Source organism: Kluyvera ascorbata ATCC 33433, from assembly GCF_000735365.1.
Lineage (GTDB): Bacteria > Pseudomonadota > Gammaproteobacteria > Enterobacterales > Enterobacteriaceae > Kluyvera > Kluyvera ascorbata.
The window spans coordinates 1-16,893 of sequence record NZ_JMPL01000097.1 but is presented as its reverse complement, the minus strand read 5'-3'; the positions used below and the strand labels follow the sequence as shown (position 1 = coordinate 16,893).

At 56.0% G+C, this 16,893-nt stretch carries 18 protein-coding genes; 12 read left to right on the top strand and 6 right to left on the bottom strand.

Features of this window, described 5'->3' with window-relative positions; all coding sequences use genetic code 11:
• The first annotated feature begins 27 nt into the window (after nucleotides 1-27).
• The 11 genes from sapB to osmB all read left to right on the top strand — a co-directional run bounded on the left by sapB (nucleotide 28) and on the right by osmB (nucleotide 11,700).
• A complete protein-coding gene (gene sapB / locus GKAS_RS18200; RefSeq protein ID WP_035896323.1) occupies nucleotides 28-993 on the top strand; it encodes a putrescine export ABC transporter permease SapB in 966 nt (321 codons plus the stop codon).
• Complete coding sequence (sapC, locus tag GKAS_RS18195) at nucleotides 980-1,870, top strand: putrescine export ABC transporter permease SapC (protein WP_035896322.1); 891 nt, start codon at nucleotides 980-982, stop codon at nucleotides 1,868-1,870. The genes sapB and sapC overlap by 14 nt, the downstream gene beginning before the upstream one ends.
• Nucleotides 1,870-2,862: a putrescine export ABC transporter ATP-binding protein SapD gene (gene sapD, locus GKAS_RS18190; protein ID WP_035896321.1), complete on the top strand. Its 993-nt coding sequence runs from the start codon at nucleotides 1,870-1,872 to the stop codon at nucleotides 2,860-2,862. The genes sapC and sapD overlap by 1 nt, the downstream gene beginning before the upstream one ends.
• Nucleotide 2,863: 1 nt before the next feature.
• Nucleotides 2,864-3,670 (top strand): putrescine export ABC transporter ATP-binding protein SapF, encoded by an 807-nt coding sequence (gene sapF, locus GKAS_RS18185; RefSeq protein ID WP_035896320.1) that lies wholly within the window; start codon nucleotides 2,864-2,866, stop codon nucleotides 3,668-3,670.
• Between the two features lie 23 nt (nucleotides 3,671-3,693).
• Entirely contained in the window at nucleotides 3,694-4,479 is a 786-nt protein-coding gene (gene fabI / locus GKAS_RS18180; RefSeq protein WP_035896319.1) for an enoyl-ACP reductase FabI, read from the top strand.
• Between the two features lie 235 nt (nucleotides 4,480-4,714).
• Nucleotides 4,715-5,872: a CMD domain-containing protein gene (locus GKAS_RS18175; protein WP_035896318.1), complete on the top strand. Its 1,158-nt coding sequence runs from the start codon at nucleotides 4,715-4,717 to the stop codon at nucleotides 5,870-5,872.
• An 81-nt stretch (nucleotides 5,873-5,953) separates the two neighbouring features.
• Entirely contained in the window at nucleotides 5,954-7,888 is a 1,935-nt protein-coding gene (locus tag GKAS_RS18170) for an exoribonuclease II (protein WP_035896317.1), read from the top strand.
• 230 nt (nucleotides 7,889-8,118) lie between these two features.
• A complete protein-coding gene (pdeR, locus tag GKAS_RS18165) occupies nucleotides 8,119-10,104 on the top strand; it encodes a cyclic di-GMP phosphodiesterase (RefSeq protein ID WP_035896316.1) in 1,986 nt (661 codons plus the stop codon).
• A gap of 81 nt (nucleotides 10,105-10,185) precedes the next feature.
• Nucleotides 10,186-10,368 carry a YciZ family protein gene (locus tag GKAS_RS18160; RefSeq protein WP_035896315.1) on the top strand — a complete coding sequence of 61 codons (183 nt, stop codon included), beginning with the start codon at nucleotides 10,186-10,188 and terminating at the stop codon, nucleotides 10,366-10,368.
• A gap of 70 nt (nucleotides 10,369-10,438) precedes the next feature.
• On the top strand, nucleotides 10,439-11,188 hold the full coding sequence (gene yciT / locus GKAS_RS18155; protein WP_035896314.1) for a DNA-binding transcriptional regulator YciT: 750 nt from the start codon (nucleotides 10,439-10,441) through the stop codon (nucleotides 11,186-11,188).
• Nucleotides 11,189-11,484: 296 nt separating this feature from the next.
• The gene (osmB, locus tag GKAS_RS18150) at nucleotides 11,485-11,700 is read left to right on the top strand and encodes an osmotically-inducible lipoprotein OsmB (RefSeq protein WP_035896313.1); all 216 of its coding nucleotides are present in this window, start codon (nucleotides 11,485-11,487) and stop codon (nucleotides 11,698-11,700) included.
• Between the two features lie 168 nt (nucleotides 11,701-11,868).
• On the opposite strand, the gene yciH is transcribed toward osmB, so the two are convergent.
• The 5 genes from yciH to pgpB all read right to left on the bottom strand — a co-directional run bounded on the left by yciH (nucleotide 11,869) and on the right by pgpB (nucleotide 15,456).
• Nucleotides 11,869-12,195 (bottom strand): stress response translation initiation inhibitor YciH, encoded by a 327-nt coding sequence (yciH, locus tag GKAS_RS18145; protein ID WP_035896312.1) that lies wholly within the window; start codon nucleotides 12,193-12,195, stop codon nucleotides 11,869-11,871.
• Nucleotides 12,195-12,929, bottom strand: coding sequence for an orotidine-5'-phosphate decarboxylase (pyrF, locus tag GKAS_RS18140; RefSeq protein ID WP_035896311.1), 735 nt, complete (start codon nucleotides 12,927-12,929; stop codon nucleotides 12,195-12,197). Before pyrF ends, yciH begins: the two co-directional genes overlap by 1 nt.
• A gap of 148 nt (nucleotides 12,930-13,077) precedes the next feature.
• Nucleotides 13,078-14,247, bottom strand: coding sequence for a lipopolysaccharide assembly protein LapB (gene lapB / locus GKAS_RS18135; RefSeq protein WP_035896310.1), 1,170 nt, complete (start codon nucleotides 14,245-14,247; stop codon nucleotides 13,078-13,080).
• 6 nt (nucleotides 14,248-14,253) lie between these two features.
• The gene (locus GKAS_RS18130) at nucleotides 14,254-14,562 is read right to left on the bottom strand and encodes a LapA family protein (protein WP_035896309.1); all 309 of its coding nucleotides are present in this window, start codon (nucleotides 14,560-14,562) and stop codon (nucleotides 14,254-14,256) included.
• Between the two features lie 168 nt (nucleotides 14,563-14,730).
• A complete protein-coding gene (gene pgpB, locus GKAS_RS18125; protein ID WP_035896324.1) occupies nucleotides 14,731-15,456 on the bottom strand; it encodes a phosphatidylglycerophosphatase B in 726 nt (241 codons plus the stop codon).
• Nucleotides 15,457-15,623: 167 nt separating this feature from the next.
• Between pgpB and ribA the strand changes: the two genes are divergently transcribed.
• Nucleotides 15,624-16,214, top strand: coding sequence for a GTP cyclohydrolase II (gene ribA, locus GKAS_RS18120; protein WP_035896308.1), 591 nt, complete (start codon nucleotides 15,624-15,626; stop codon nucleotides 16,212-16,214).
• A gap of 48 nt (nucleotides 16,215-16,262) precedes the next feature.
• Here ribA and GKAS_RS18115 read toward each other — a convergent pair.
• Nucleotides 16,263-16,893 (bottom strand): ABC transporter ATP-binding protein (locus GKAS_RS18115; RefSeq protein WP_035896307.1); only part of this gene is annotated, 631 nt, incomplete at its 5' end.

Sequence of the window (16,893 nt, the reverse complement as noted above, 5' to 3'; positions counted from 1 at the left end):
GGAAAAAGAAGAGAAGGTGCAGAAACCATGATTATTTTCACGCTTCGTCGCCTGTTGCTGCTGCTGGTTACGCTCTTTTTCCTGACCTTCGTCGGCTTCAGCCTGAGCTATTTCACGCCGCACGCGCCGCTACAGGGCGCCTCGCTGTGGAACGCCTGGGTATTCTGGTTTGAAAGCGTCATGCACTGGGACTTTGGCGTCTCCAGCATCAACGGCCAGCCGATTTCCGAGCAGCTTCGCCAGGTGTTCCCGGCGACCATGGAACTGTGCATCCTGGCGTTTGGCTTCGCCCTGCTGGTGGGTATTCCTATCGGCATGCTGGCGGGGATCACCCGCAACAAGTGGCAGGATAAAGTCATCAGCTTCTTTGCGCTGCTGGGCTTCTCTATTCCGGTTTTCTGGCTGGCACTGCTGCTGACCCTCTTCTTCTCGCTGACGCTGGGCTGGCTGCCGGTTTCCGGGCGCTTTGACCTGCTGTACGAAGTGAAAAACGTCACCGGATTCGCACTGATTGACGCCTGGCTTTCGGATTCGCCGTGGCGACATGAGATGATCATCAGCGCCCTGCGTCATATGGTGCTGCCGGTGCTCACGCTGGCGGTAGCGCCAACCACCGAAGTGGTGCGTCTGATGCGTATCAGCACCATCGCGGTGTACGACACCAACTACGTGAAAGCGGCAGCAACCCGCGGGGTTTCGCGTCTGACCATTCTGCGCCGCCACGTACTCCATAACGCCCTGCCGCCGGTTATTCCGCGTCTGGGTCTGCAATTTTCTACCATGCTGACGCTGGCGATGATCACCGAAATGGTCTTTAGCTGGCCGGGCCTGGGGCGCTGGATGATTAACGCCATCCGCCAGCAGGACTACGCGGCGATTTCCGCCGGGGTCATGGTGATTGGCGCGCTGGTAATCATCGTCAACGTGATCTCCGATATTTTGGGTGCTATGGCTAACCCGCTGAAACATAAGGAATGGTATGCCTTACGATAGCGTCTACCTCGAGAAGCGCCCGCCGGGTGCCCTGCGCACCGTCTGGCGTAAGTTCTACGGCGATACCACCGCGATGATTGGCTTTTATGGCTGTATCGGGCTGGTGCTGCTGTGCGTGTTCGGTGGCTGGTTTGCCCCCTACGGTATCGACCAGCAGTTCCTCGGCTACCAACTGCTGCCGCCATCATGGTCGCGCTACGGCGAAGTGTCGTTCTTCCTCGGCACCGACGATCTGGGCCGTGATGTGTTAAGCCGTCTGTTGAGCGGCGCGGCACCTACCGTTGGTGGTGCCTTTGTGGTGACGCTGGGGGCAACCGCGTTTGGCCTGCTGCTCGGCGCTTTCGCCGGGTCGACCCACGGGCTGCGTTCAGCCATGCTGAACCATATTCTCGACACCCTGCTCTCCATTCCATCGCTGCTGCTGGCGATTATCGTGGTGGCCTTTGCTGGCCCGCATCTGTCGCATGCGATGTTTGCCGTCTGGCTGGCGCTGCTGCCGCGTATGGTACGCTCGATTTACAGCATGGTTCACGATGAGCTAGAGCGTGATTACGTGATTGCCGCCCGTCTCGACGGAGCTTCTACACTGAACATTCTGTGGTTTGCGATTTTACCAAACATCGCCGCGGGCCTTGTAACTGAGATTACCCGCGCGCTGTCGATGGCCATTCTGGATATCGCCGCGCTGGGCTTCCTTGACCTGGGCGCTCAACTGCCTTCACCAGAATGGGGAGCGATGCTGGGCGATGCGCTGGAACTTATCTACGTCGCACCGTGGACGGTAATGCTGCCGGGTGCGGCCATTATGATAAGCGTGCTGCTGGTTAACCTGCTGGGCGACGGTATTCGCCGTGCCATCAACGCGGGGGTGGAATAATGCCGTTACTTGATATTCGCAATTTAACCATTGAATTTAAGACTAATGAAGGCTGGGTGAAGGCCGTTGACCGCGTCAGTATGACCATGGCCGAGGGTGAAATTCGCGGCCTGGTTGGCGAATCCGGTTCAGGCAAAAGCCTTATCGCCAAAGCCATTTGCGGCGTCACCAAAGACAACTGGCGCGTGACCGCAGACCGTATGCGCTTTGATGATATCGACCTGCTGCGCTTGTCTAACCGTGAACGCCGCAAGCTAGTCGGCCACAACGTGTCGATGATTTTCCAGGAACCGCAGTCCTGTCTTGACCCCTCCGAGCGCATTGGCGAACAGCTGATGCAGAACATCCCCGGCTGGACCTTCAAAGGCCACTGGTGGCAACGACTGGGCTGGCGTAAGCGCCGCGCCATCGAACTGCTGCACCGCGTGGGGATCAAAGATCATAAAGACGCGATGCGCAGCTTCCCCTATGAGCTCACCGAAGGGGAATGTCAGAAAGTGATGATTGCCATCGCGCTGGCCAACCAGCCGCGTCTGCTGATTGCCGATGAGCCGACCAACGCCATGGAGCCGACCACTCAGGCGCAGATCTTCCGCCTGCTGACCGGCCTTAACCAGAACAACAACACCACTATTTTGCTTATCTCTCATGATTTGCAGATGCTGACCCACTGGGCGGATAAAATTAACGTCATGTACTGCGGGCAGACGGTGGAAAGCGCGCCGAGCGAAGAGCTGGTGACTATTCCGCATCACCCGTATACCCAGGCGTTGATCCGCGCGATTCCAGACTTTGGCCGTTCAATGCCGCATAAAAGCCGCCTGAACACGCTCTCTGGCGCGATCCCGCTGCTGGAACAACTGCCGATGGGCTGCCGTCTTGGGCCACGCTGCCCTTACGCCCAGCGTAAATGTATTGAAACCCCGCGCCTGACGGGTGCGAAGAACCACCTGTTCGCCTGTCATTTCCCGCTGAACATGGAGAAAGAGTGAAATGGTCGAAACCTTGCTTGAAGTACGCAATCTGAGTAAGACCTTTCGCTATCGCACCGGATGGTTCCATCGTCAGACGCTGCAGGCGGTGAAGCCGCTGAGCTTTACTCTGCGCGAAAAGCAGACGCTGGCGATTATTGGCGAGAACGGTTCAGGTAAATCCACGCTGGCGAAAATGCTGGCGGGCATGGTGGAACCGACCACCGGCGAGCTGCTGATTGACGATCATCCGCTGGAGTTCGGTGACTACTCGTTCCGCAGCCAGCGTATCCGCATGATCTTCCAGGATCCAAGCACCTCGCTGAACCCGCGTCAGCGTATTTCGCAGATCCTCGATTTCCCGCTGCGTCTTAATACCGATCTCGAGCCGGAAGCGCGCCGCAAACAAATTATCGACACCCTACGCCTTGTCGGCCTGCTGCCGGACCACGTCAGCTACTACCCGCACATGCTGGCACCGGGGCAAAAACAGCGTCTGGGTCTGGCCCGCGCGCTGATCCTGCGCCCGAAGGTGATTATCTGCGACGAAGCGCTGGCCTCTCTGGATATGTCGATGCGTTCGCAGTTGGTGAACCTGATGCTGGAGCTACAGGAAAAACAGGGAATCTCTTATATCTACGTGACCCAGCACTTGGGGATGATGAAGCACATCAGCGACCAGGTGCTGGTGATGCACCAGGGCGAAGTGGTCGAGCGCGGCAGCACCGCCGACGTGCTGGCCTCCCCGCTGCACGATTTAACTAAACGTCTGATTGCGGGCCACTTCGGCGAGGCGTTGACCGCAGACGCCTGGCGTAAAGACCGCTAACACTGAATAGAAGGATGAACACGATGGGTTTTCTTTCCGGTAAACGTATTCTGATTACGGGCGTGGCGAGCAAGCTTTCCATCGCCTATGGTATCGCTCAGGCGATGCAGCGCGAAGGGGCCGAGCTGGCCTTTACCTACCAGAACGACAAATTGAAAAGTCGCGTGGAAGAGTTCGCCGCTTCGCTAGATTCCAGCATCGTCCTGCCGTGCGACGTAGCGGAAGATACGAGCATTGAGTCCCTGTTCAGCGAGCTGGCAAAAGTCTGGCCGACGTTTGACGGTTTCGTCCACTCCATCGGTTTTGCCCCGGCGGATCAACTGGACGGGGATTACGTCAACGCGGTGACCCGCGAAGGCTTTAAAATCGCCCACGATATCAGCGCCTACAGCTTTGTGGCGATGGCAAAAGCCTGCCGCAGCATGCTGAACCCCGGTTCTGCCCTGCTGACCCTCTCTTACCTGGGCGCGGAGCGTGCAATCCCGAACTACAACGTGATGGGTCTGGCAAAAGCCTCTCTTGAAGCTAACGTGCGCTATATGGCGAACGCCATGGGCCCGGAAGGCGTACGCGTGAATGCGATTTCGGCAGGCCCGATTCGTACGCTTGCCGCCTCCGGCATCAAGGATTTCCGAAAAATGTTGGCGCACTGCGAAGCGGTCACGCCGATTCGTCGCACCGTGACTATCGAAGACGTGGGTAATTCCGCCGCCTTCCTGTGCTCCAACCTTTCCGCCGGGATAACCGGAGAAGTCGTTCATGTTGATGGCGGTTTCAGCATTGCCGCGATGAACGAACTGGAACTGTAGACCCGTAGCCCGGACGAGGCGTTTACGCCGACTCCGGGGTTTTCCCCGGCGTCACTGCGTTCGGCCGGGCTACGATTTTTCCCTTCTTACGCCTCTGTTATTCCAGCCAGTTATTAATTATCACCGAACAATATTTTCTCCCTCGTCACGCATGCGCCAGGATATTTACCTATAACGATCCGGCAACACCTTCTCAATACCCGCCGGCTCGCCACCTATAGATCAAGGAATATCCATGGAGCCACGCCGCGTTTACGGCAAAAGCCACTGGTATCACGAAACCCAGTCGAGAGCCCAACACAGCGACGTGATGCCGCTGGTTCCTGAAGCCGCACACGTTGACGACCGTTTTTTACTGGATCTCACGTTACCCGATGCCCTCTACAGCGCCAATCAGCGCTGGTTACGCCTCGCCCGCACCTTTGCCCAAACGTTATTCCCGGATGCGGTCACCGTTAACCGCCTGCGTACCTTCAGCGCCTACGACCGTCTGAGCACCGCCCTCACCGTTGCGCAGGTCACCGGCGTGCAGCGGCTGTGCAATCACTACGCCGCGCGTTTAGCGCCGCTGCCGGGGCCAGATTCATCACGCGAGAGCAACCACCGGCTGGCGCAAATTACTCAGTATGCCCGCCAGCTTGCCAGCTCGCCGTCGGTGATCACCCCGCGCGAGCGCCAGCAACTGGATGAGGTGGGGCTTACCGCGCACGATATTATTCTGATTAATCAGGTGGTCGGCTTCGTCGGTTTCCAGGCACGCGTTATCGCTATTTTCCAGGCCCAGCTCGGTTTCCCGGTTCGATGGATACCCGGCATGCCGGTACAGGAAGATGCCGATGCGGACCGCTTCCAGAGTGAAAGCGCGCCGTGGCATACCGACTTTGTCAGCACCGTACCGCATCAGGCCAATACGACGCAGGGTGACGTGCTGGCACGCTGGCAGCATGTACCCGAGCTAACCGATTTAGCAAACGCACTGGTGGCCGAGGAGACGCTGCTGGAGGGATTGGGTGAGCTTATCGACGCCCTCACCTTCGCGCACCCGCTACAGCCGCTGGCATCGCTGATCCCTGCCCGCATCAACGGCAGCGCCAGCTGTTTTCACTATTACAGCGGTCAATGGCAAGGCGCGAACGGCTTGCCGGACGCGGTGCGTAATGGTGAACGCGCCATTCAGGCCTGGAGTCACCACCATCCCTGCGAGCGCGCTGTCGCCCAGGCAACCCAGCTTTTGACCCGCGCACCGGACCGTTTTAGCGCCGCGCAGCTAACGCCCCTTGCCGAGCAGGGACTTTCCGTTCCGGATGCCATCACACTGCTTGCCTGGAGCGCACTCTGCGGCTGGCTAAACCGCCTGCGAATAGCACTGAGTAGCGCACAACAAGTTGCGTAAAAGGGTGAAAGAGCGCTTGCTGCAACCTATAGATTCGCGTAAAAATGTCAGCCGCTCTTTTGGCCACGAAAATAGATCAATATGCTTCAGGACAACCCGCTGCTCGCGCAGCTAAAACAGCAACTTCACTCCCAGACGCCGCGTGCGGAAGGGGTCGTAAAAGCCACGGATAAAGGTTTCGGTTTCCTCGAGGTCGACGCGCAGAAAAGCTATTTTATTCCGCCGCCGCAGATGAAAAAAGTGATGCACGGCGACCGTATTATCGCGGTCATTCACTCTGAAAAAGAGAAAGAGAGCGCCGAACCGGAAGAACTGGTTGAGCCGTTCCTGACGCGTTTTGTCGGGAAAGTGCACCGCAAGGATGACAGACTGTCTATCGTTCCCGATCATCCTCTGTTAAAAGATGCCATTCCATGCCGCGCTGACCGCGGTGTCACACACGATTTCAAAGAGGGTGACTGGGCCGTTGCTGAAATGCGCCGTCATCCGCTGAAAGGCGATCGTAGTTTCTACGCCGAGCTGACCAAATTCATCACCTTTGGTGACGACCACTTTGTGCCGTGGTGGGTAACGCTCGCCCGTCATAACCTGGAAAAAGAAGCGCCAAACGGCGTGGCCACCGAAATGCAGGACGAAGGTCTGGAGCGTCGCGACCTGACGGCCCTCGACTTCGTTACCATAGACAGCGCCAGCACCGAAGATATGGACGATGCGCTGTTTGTGGAAGAAGCCGCTGACGGCAAGCTGCTGCTGACCGTCGCGATTGCCGACCCGACCGCATGGATCGTTGAAGGCAGCAAGCTGGACGATGCCGCGAAAATTCGCGCCTTTACCAACTATCTGCCGGGCTTCAACATTCCAATGCTGCCGCGCGAGCTCTCCGACGACCTCTGCTCGCTGCGGGCAGAAGTGGTTCGCCCGGTACTGGCTTGCCGCATGACGCTGGCGGCCGACGGCACCATCGAAGACAACATCGAGTTCTTCGCCGCTAACATCGAATCAAAAGCCAAACTGGTTTATGACGACGTTTCCAACTGGTTGGAAAATACCGGCGACTGGAAACCGCAGAGCGATGCTATCGCGCGTCAGATTACCCTGCTGCAACGCGTTTGCCAGGTTCGCAGCGAATGGCGTAAAACCCACGCGCTGGTGTTCAAAGACCGTCCTGACTACCGCTTTGTGCTGGGTGAGAAAGGCGAAGTGCTGGATATCGTCGCAGAGCCGCGCCGCATTGCTAATCGTATCGTTGAAGAGTCAATGATTGCGGCAAACATCTGCGCCGCTCGCGTGCTGCGCGACAAACTGGGCTTTGGTATTTATAACGTCCACACTGGCTTTGCTCCTGACAATACCGAAGCGCTGGCTGCGCTGCTGAAAACCCACGACGTTCACGTCGATCCGGTTGAAGTGCTGACCCTGGAAGGTTTCTGCAAGCTGCGCCGCGAGCTCGACGCTCAGCCTTCTGGTTTCCTCGATAGCCGTATTCGTCGATTCCAGTCATTCGCTGAAATCAGCATTGAGCCGGGTCCACACTTCGGCTTAGGTCTGGAGGCGTACGCAACCTGGACCTCACCGATCCGTAAATACGGTGACATGGTGAACCATCGCCTGCTGAAAGCGATTATCAAAGGCGAAAGCGCGCCGCGTCCTCAGGATGATGTGACCGTGCAGATGGCCGAACGTCGTCGTCTGAACCGTATGGCGGAACGCGACGTAGCTGACTGGCTGTATGCGCGTTATCTGAGCCCGCAGGCGGGTAAAGACACGCGCTTTGCGGCGGAGATCATTGACGTTAGCCGCGGCGGTATGCGCGTGCGTCTGGTGGACAACGGCGCGGTTGCCTTTATTCCTGCACCGTTCCTGCACGCTGTGCGTGATGAGATGGTTTGTAGCCAGGAAAGCGGGACCGTGCAGATCAAAGGCGAAGTGGTCTATAAGGTCACTGACGTCATTGATGTCACCATTGCGGAAGTGCGCATGGAAACTCGTAGCGTGATTGCTCGCCCTGCGGCGTAAGTTTTCTAAGATACGTGCTAAGCGGCTCCTTCGGGGGCCGTTTTTTTTGGGCGGTGCTCAGTGAAAGCGTTACGCCGCCGGATGGCGCTTCGCTTATCCGACCTACGTGGAATATCCCTTCCGCCCAGTACTACCCTCTTTTTTCTACGCGAATTTTCAAAAAACGATCACACTGAATATCATGGCATTGGATTCGGACCTATTCGATCGCAGGTGTATGAGGAGCACGCATGGTGAAATCTCTGGCACAAAATCTGCTCGACCCAAACCCTAGCGAAACCAGTCTTTACTGGCGTTTGTCACGAACCGATCCCACCCTGTATCTGAGCATCGATCCCGATGCTGGCTCCGATCTGGCCATTCCGCTAAGCCCGGAAAATGCCCAACGTATTCATACCATGAGCGTCACCACCTCAAGCATCGCGGTCAATATCCAACTCAACGGTTATGACGTTCCCGTACATCTGATTGGGCGTAAGGTGAACTGTAGCGAATGGGCCGGTACGGCTTCGTCATGGTTTGATACCTCCTCCGTCGCCCGCGACCTGTTACAGGGGCTACTGTTTGCTGAGCAGGTGGTCTCAGAGGCTAATGCGGTCATCGTCATTCTCGACCGTGAAGGTAAAATTCAGCGCTTCAATCGCCTGTGCGAAGAGTACACCGGTGTGAAAGAGCAGGATGTCATCGGCAAAACCGCATTTGAGCTTTTTATGTCCGCGCCGGAAGCCGCCGCCGCGCGAGAAAACGTCAGCCGTTTTTTTAGCAACGGCGGACCTTATGAGGTAGAGCGCTGGATAAAAACGCGCAAAGGCCCGCGCCTGTTTTTGTTCCGTAACCGTTTTGTCCACAGCGGCAGCGGTAAGAACGAGATCTACCTTATCTGTTCGGGCACCGATATTACCGAGGAGCGCAAAGCTCAGGAGCGGCTGCGGGTACTGGCCAATACCGACACCATCACCGGACTGCCGAATCGCCACGCCATCAACGAGCTTATCGGTAGCGCCATTGAAACCCGCCAGCCCGAGGAACAAATTGGCCTGGTCTACTTCGATCTGGATAATTTCAAGAAGGTCAACGATGCCTACGGACATGTCTTTGGCGATCAGCTACTACAGTCCGTGGCGCTGTCGATTCTAAGCTGCCTGGAAGAGAACCAAACTCTCGCCCGACTCGGCGGCGATGAGTTTATCGTTCTGGCGACGCAAACCTCGCAGAGCGAACTGGAGGCGATGGCGTCGCGAGTGTTAACCCGCCTGCGCGACCCTTTTCGTATCGGCCTGATTGAAGTCTACAGCGGGTGCTCGTTGGGCATTTCTATCGCCCCACAGCACGGCGAGGACAAGGAAAGCCTGATTCGTAACGCGGACACCGCAATGTACACAGCCAAAGAGAGCGGCCGCGGGAGATTTAGCGTATTTAAACCCGAAATGAATCTGCGGGTTTTCGAATATCTGTGGCTGGATACCAATCTGCGCAAAGCGTTGCAGTGCGATCAACTGGTTATCTACTATCAGCCGAAAGTGAGCTTAGACGGCGAAGTACGCAGCCTGGAGGCCTTAGTGCGCTGGAACTCGCCGGAGCGGGGGCTTATTCCTCCGATGGATTTTATCGCTTACGCCGAGGAGTCGGGGCTTATCGTGCCGCTCGGCCGCTGGGTGATGCTGGACGCGATTCGTCAGGTCGCGCAGTGGCGAGACCGGGGCATTCATCTGCGCGTGGCGGTAAACGTCTCTGCCCGCCAGCTTGTCGACCATTCTATTTTCAGCGACCTGAAGCAGGCGCTACGCGCACAGGGATTCGAGCAGTGCCCAATTGATATTGAGCTCACCGAAAGCTGCCTGATTGATAACGCTGAACAGGCGCTGGAAGTTATCGAACAATTCCGCTCGCTGGGCGCTCAGATTCACCTCGACGATTTTGGTACCGGTTATTCATCGCTGTCGCAATTGGCGCGCTTTCCTATTGATACCATCAAGCTGGACCATATCTTTGTCCAGAGCGTCCACGACCGTTCGGTTTCCCAATCGCTGGTGCTGGCAATTATTGCCGTCGCCCGCGCGCTGAACCTGAATATTATCGCCGAGGGCGTGGAGAATGCCGCCGACGATGCATTCCTTAAGCTACACGGCGTGGATGAGCGGCAGGGCTACCTCTTTGCGCGCCCGATGCCCGTCGCCGAACTTGAGCGCTGGTTGACTGAGCATCCGGGGTTATAAGCTAAGCTATTTTTTCACTTCTCTTTTGCCGGTAAATTTTGCATCATTGATTTCAATCGAATTTATCAACAGGATCCCACTATGTCCGAGCTCGATGCGCGTCAGGTAGCCCAACGTATTGATACCGTACTTGATATTCTGGTTGGCGGCGACACCCATTCCGCAATCAATAATCTGGAAATATTAAAAGCGGAATTGCTGGCATACGCAGCAGACGAACGCGACAGCAGAACAGGTCAGCCAAAATCCCCGTGGGAAATCTGACACCATTCGCCCTGCGAGCGGTGGTTTAATCACGAGACCGCCCTCGCCTTGAAAAATTGATGCATTGATTATGAATTCCCGACAGCAAACCATTTTACAGTTGGTTATCGATAAGGGCCGGATGAGCGTCGCCGATTTGGCGAAAATGACCGGCGTTTCGGAAGTGACCATCCGTCAGGATCTGAATCTGCTGGAGAAGCAGAGCTACCTGAGACGAACCCATGGATTCGCCGTTCCGCTGGACAGTGAAGACGTGGAAACGCGCATGATGAACAACTTCGCCCTCAAACGTGAGCTCGCGGAGTTTGCCGCCTCGTTGGTGCGCCCGGGGGAAACGGTATTCATCGAAAACGGCAGCAGCAACGCGCTGCTCGCGCGCGAACTGGCAAAGCAGCCGGATATCACCATCATCACCGTCAGCAGCTATATCGCGCACCTGCTGAAAGAGACGCCGGGAGAAGTGATCCTACTGGGTGGCATCTATCAGAAAAAAAGCGAAAGCATGGTGGGCCCATTGACGCGTCAGTACATTCAGCAGGTCCATTTCAGCAAAGCGTTTATTGGGATTGACGGCTGGCAGCCTGAAACCGGTTTTACCGGTCGGGATATGATGCGCGCCGATATCGTCAACGCCGTACTGGAAAAAGGCAGCGAAGCGATTGTGCTAACCGATAGTTCAAAATTTGGGGCTATCCATCCGTATGCGCTCGGTCCGATGAACCATTTCAACCGGGTGATTACCGACGATAATTTATCCACGGAAAAACAACTGCAGCTTGAGCAGACCGGGTTGACCGTCAACATCGTCCAACGACCTTAGCACCCCCACCCGATGCCTGCTGGCGTCGGGTTCCCTTCTATTCCCGCACCGTCATGAATCCCGTCTCGCTATGAGACTTATCCTACCCCTGAATTAAGACTTTTTACCTGTCGATAACATCACAAAATCGTAAAATTGATGTTAGCGATATAACAGGAAGTAACTATCACTTGCGTGACTTTTAGCACCCAATTTACAACCTGCGCAACAAGCTTCACGGAATACGCACTGAATACTTCTGGCTATTGCTATAATAAAAGGGCTTTTTCCGTGGATAGAATATTCAGGAGAAAAAAATGACTTCAATGAAAAAAATGACTGCTGCTGTTTTAGCGGTGACGCTGGTAATGTCTCTGAGTGCATGTTCTAACTGGTCCAAACGTGACCGTAATACCGCGCTGGGTGCCGGTGCTGGCGCAATCGGTGGTGCTGTGTTAACCGACGGTAGCGCGCTGGGTACGCTGGGTGGCGCGGCGGTAGGTGGGATTATCGGCCACCAGGTCGGGAAATAATCCGTAATACGAATATCAGGGCTCCGATGAGAATCGGGGCCCTTTTTATTTGACGGTGAGGGTTGGAAGCATTTCCGGGGTCGCATGCGCTCGCCCGGGCTGCACCGTCTCGTGCCCTCTCACCAAAGGGGAGAGGGCACGGTGTTACGTCGTCTTTGAGATAGGGTTTCAGCCGCCCGCCAGCTTGACCTTCATCCCTTTGGCTTCCAGCAGCGTTTTAAGCAAATCGCGCTTGTCGCCCTGAATTTCAATCACGCCATCTTTCAGCGCGCCGCCACAGCCGCATTTCTTTTTGAGCTCGGCGGCGAGTTTGGTCAGCTCATCGTCGTTCAGATCGATACCGGTTATCAGGCACACGCCCTTCCCTTTACGCCCGCTGGTCTGACGCTGGATCCTGACGATGCCGTCGCTTTTCGGACGAACTACCGCCGCTTTTGGCTCATCGATACGTCCGGTTTCCGTCGAATAGACCAGACGGCTATTATTGTCGCTCATTACGCCCCCAGATTCAGAGATGCATTAATATCACGCAGGGTTTTCGCCGGGTCCGCTGATTGGGTGACCGGACGACCAATCACCATATAGTCCACCCCGGCCTCCAGCGCCTGCTCTGGCGTCATAATACGACGCTGGTCGCCTGCCTCGCTGCCGGTTGGGCGAATGCCCGGCGTGACCAATTTGAATGCCTGCCCCAGCTCCTGCTTAAAGCGTACGGCTTCCTGTGCGGAGCAGACGACACCGTCCAGGCCACAGTTTTTGGTCAGCGTTGCTAGCTTCAAAGCGTACTCTGCCGGCGTCAGTGCGATACCCAGGTCCAACAGGTCGCTGGATTCCATGCTGGTCAGCACGGTGACCGCAATCAGCAGCGGCGCATCGGCACCAAACGCCGTCAGCGCTTCGCGTGCCGCAGTCATCATTCTGGCGCCACCGGAGGCGTGCACGTTTACCATCCAGACGCCAAGGTCCGCTGCCGCTGCAACGGCATGCGCCGTGGTATTCGGGATGTCGTGGAATTTCAGATCCAGGAAAATCTCAAAGCCACGCTGCTGCAGGTCACGAACAAACTGCGGCCCAAATAGCGTAAACATCTCTTTGCCCACTTTTAAGCGGCAGTCACGCGGATCAATGCGGTCAACAAAGGCGAGCGCTTTATCGCGATTATCGTAGTCAAGGGCAACGACAACAGGAGAGGAGATGGCAACACGAGAAGAAGATGAAGCAACGGACATGACTGGACCTTCTTATTGATGGGCACGCGGGGTGCGGAAAAGGTAAACGGGCAGCATTCTACCTGCGTGACCGTGCAGGCACAATGCCGAGGGATGAACGAAGGGGAAATTAAAGTATGTTGTAACTAAGTGGGCGATTTTTTAGAAATTACTGACCGTCCAGCCCGCGAATAGGCTTGATAGTCGACCAGGAGCGGCATGACGGGCAGTGCCAGTAAAGGGTATAGGCGGTAAAGCCACACTTCTGGCAGCGATAGCGCGGCTTACTGCGCACCTGTTCGCCAACCATATCGCGCAGCACCATCAGGCTCTCTTTGGCGCGCCCTTCTTCCGCCTCGTTGAGGTGGTAGTCCATCAGTTTGTGGAACACGCGCATCGTTGGGTGACGCTGTAGCTGGCGGGTGACGTAGGTTTGTGCCGCTTCGCCACCTTTACTGTGCTCCATAACCTGCGCAAGCATCAGCTCCGCCGTGGCGCCGGTGTTTTCCTCGACGCAGCGCTGGAGGAAATGTTCCCACTCTTTGTCTTTGCCAAGCTGTTGATAGCAAGTTTGCAGCATCTCAAGGGTTTCACTGACCAGCTCTTTATCTTGCTCGATCACCCTCAAGAGGCTATCCATGGCTTTGGCATAATCACCTTTAGCCATCCATGCCCGCCCCATCATGATGGAGACGCGCGCGCTGGACGGGTCGGCTGCCGCACCGCGTTTGAGCAACGACATGGCTTTATCAAGTTCATCGTTGCCCATCTGCTGCAGCGCCAGCTCGCACCAGAAATGCGCAATCTCACCACGATGCTTGTCTTTTCCGAGCTTCACCAGCCGTTCAGCGATATCAATCGCTTTTTGCCAGTCGCTGGTCGCCTGGTAGATTTGCAGAAGCTGCTGCAAGGCGCTGATACGGAAGTCGGTTTCGTCCACCAGCTGGTTGAACATATCTTCAGCACGATCATACAGCCCAGCGGCCATATAGTCGCGTCCGAGCTGCTGCACGGCCAGCAGACGCTGGTCGTAAGTTAGAGAGGCGCTTTCCATCAGCGTCTGGTGAATGCGAATAGCGCGATCAACCTCGCCGCGCGAGCGGAACAGGTTGCCCAGCGTCAGGTGAGCTTCCACGGTGCCGGTATCCTCTTTGAGCATATCGAGGAACAGGTCAACCGCTTTATCCTGCTGGTTGCTTAAAAGAAAGTTCACCCCTGTCACGTAGTCACGTGACAGGCGGTTCGCTTCGTCCTGTTTGGACTGTTGTGCACTTCTGCGCCCCATATACCAGCCATAGGCTGCTGCTACAGGTAAAAGCAGAAACAACAACTCCAGCATAGGTAATTATTCCTTCGCCGCCGGGACGGCCGGCGCAACCGGAGCCACCGTATCTGGCGTCATTTGATGTTCGAGTCTTTTAATTTTACGTTCAGCGCGCATCAGCGAAACGCGCACGCGCAGCCAGAACAGACCGCAAACCAGCCAGCCGATGGCAAAACCTACGGCGAACAGCACCGCCAGCAGCGTTGAGATTCGGAACTCACCCTGCGCCAGCAAATAGTTAAACGTGACCAGTTGATCGTTTTGCGCACCCAGCGTCACCGAAATGACGAAAATCGCTAACACCAATAAGAAAATGAGTAGGTATTTCACATGACTTCCCGTTATGTGGCTTCGGCAGTGTCGACACCGCACCCAGCCTTATAAAATAACATCTTCACCGCGACGACGAAATGGAAAAGCGCACAGCAAGTCTTAGATCTGTGGTTAACACCGATGAAAATCAACCCTTTCCCGTTATTCTCTTCGCCGCGCCCGCGTTTACGCTGCTTTTTTCAGCGGCCCACACAGATATTCCACTAGCCAACAGGCAAGCGTCGCCAGCAGCCAGGACATTACCGTCGCCACCATGAGATCCAACGGCCAGTGCATCCCAAGTAGCAGACGGCTGCCCATGACGCTTATCGCCCAGGCCATCGCGACGACTACGATAACCATACGACGTCGCGGCCACAGCAAGCCAGCAATCAACAGTGCCCAGGTCGCCGCAAACATGGTGTGGCCAGAGGGAAACGCGAATCCGGTCTCTTTTTGCCAGTGATGACGTAAAAACCCGGGAATATCATTTTGTTGCGCCAGCTGTTCTTTCACCAACGCCGACCGCTCTTTACGCTTTAAAGTGTAGAACTGCTCAACGGGAATTTGCTGTGTTTTTTCAAGCCAGATGACGAAAGGACGCGGTTCCTGAACCCGTTCTTTCACCAGCGATTTCAGCCCCTGCCCCAGCACCACGGTCGCACTCAATACGGCAAACAGGATAATCGCATTGCGCCGCCCCGGCCGCAACACCCCGATAACCACCGCGCACAGCAGCAGGTGCGTGATAATCCCCCAGGGGTGGGTCACGGTTTCAGTAATGGCATAGAGCGCATGAAGCCCCCAACCGCTGGGTTCAGGCAGCCATTGCCAGCCTGAAAACCAAACGGCCAGGGGCATCAGCAGCAGTATGACCGCGGCGAGCGTCGTTCGTCCTGCCATGGCCTGTATCTCTTTTCCTTTTTCCATCAATGTCATCGCCCCGGTTAACAATAAAGTGTCAAAATTGTGCGCTTTACGAACGGTCATCCGCGCATGATTAGGTGAAGTAAAGCACGTTGTGGCAAAATAAGGAAAACAGAAGGCGCTGATGGCGCTGACATAATCTGGAGAATCACATGCAGCTAAAACGTGTGGCAGAAGCCAAACTGCCAACCCCATGGGGCGATTTCCTGATGGTGGGCTTTGAAGAACTGGCAACCGGGCACGATCATGTCGCGCTGGTTTTTGGTGATATTACTGGGCAAACGCCGGTGCTGTCGCGGGTTCACTCCGAATGTCTGACTGGGGATGCCCTTTTCAGTCTGCGCTGCGACTGTGGTTTTCAGCTTGAGGCCGCGCTGTCTCACATTGCAGAAGAAGGTCGTGGGATCCTGCTGTACCATCGCCAGGAAGGCCGTAACATCGGTCTGTTAAATAAGATTCGCGCCTACGCGCTGCAGGATCAAGGCTATGACACCGTTGAGGCCAACCACCAGCTTGGTTTTGCCGCTGACGAACGCGACTTTACCCTCTGCGCCGATATGTTCAAACTGCTGGGCGTGGACGCCGTGCGTCTGCTGACCAACAACCCGAAAAAGGTTGAGATCCTCACCGAAGCGGGCATCAACATCGTTGAACGCGTACCGCTGATCGTGGGCCGTAACCCGAAAAATGCCCACTATCTCGATACCAAAGCGGCCAAGATGGGGCACTTGCTCAGTAAATAACGCCGTTGTCGCCGTTTAATCACTAAACGGCGACCTCTTCCCGCTTGCTTAGAGTGAAATATTCAACTCGCTCTCCGCATCAAAAATATGACATTTCGCCATCTCAAAACGGAACCACACCTGGCTATTCAGCCCGGCCTCCAGAATCGACCTCACCTGATCGGAAGGCATACGCGCCGTCAGTTCAAAATCGCCCACCTGCATGTAGAGAAAGAACTCATGGCCCATATTCTCAACGCGAATAAGCGTGCCCCGACCGCCGCCTTCAGCAAACGGCTGCGTTGCGACATGAACATACTCAGGTCGAATGCCGAAACAGACCGCTTTATCGACGTAGTGCGCCACCTTCTCCTGCTGCTGCGCGTTAAGCGGTAATGTGTCGTGGCCAACGGTGATGTGCAGCCCATCGTCTTTACGCACGAGGCTCGCCGGTTTGATGTTCATCTCCGGCGCGCCGATAAACCCAGCCACGAACATATTTTGCGGATAGTGGTAAAGGTTGTCCGGCGTATCAACCTGCATGATGTGGCCGAGCTTCATCACGCAGATACGGTCGCCCATGGTCATCGCTTCAGTCTGGTCGTGGGTGACGTAAACGGTGGTCGCCGGTTTACCGGAGCGTTTGAGCGATTTATGCAGATCGGAAATCCGAATACGCATTGAGGCGCGCAGCTTGGCA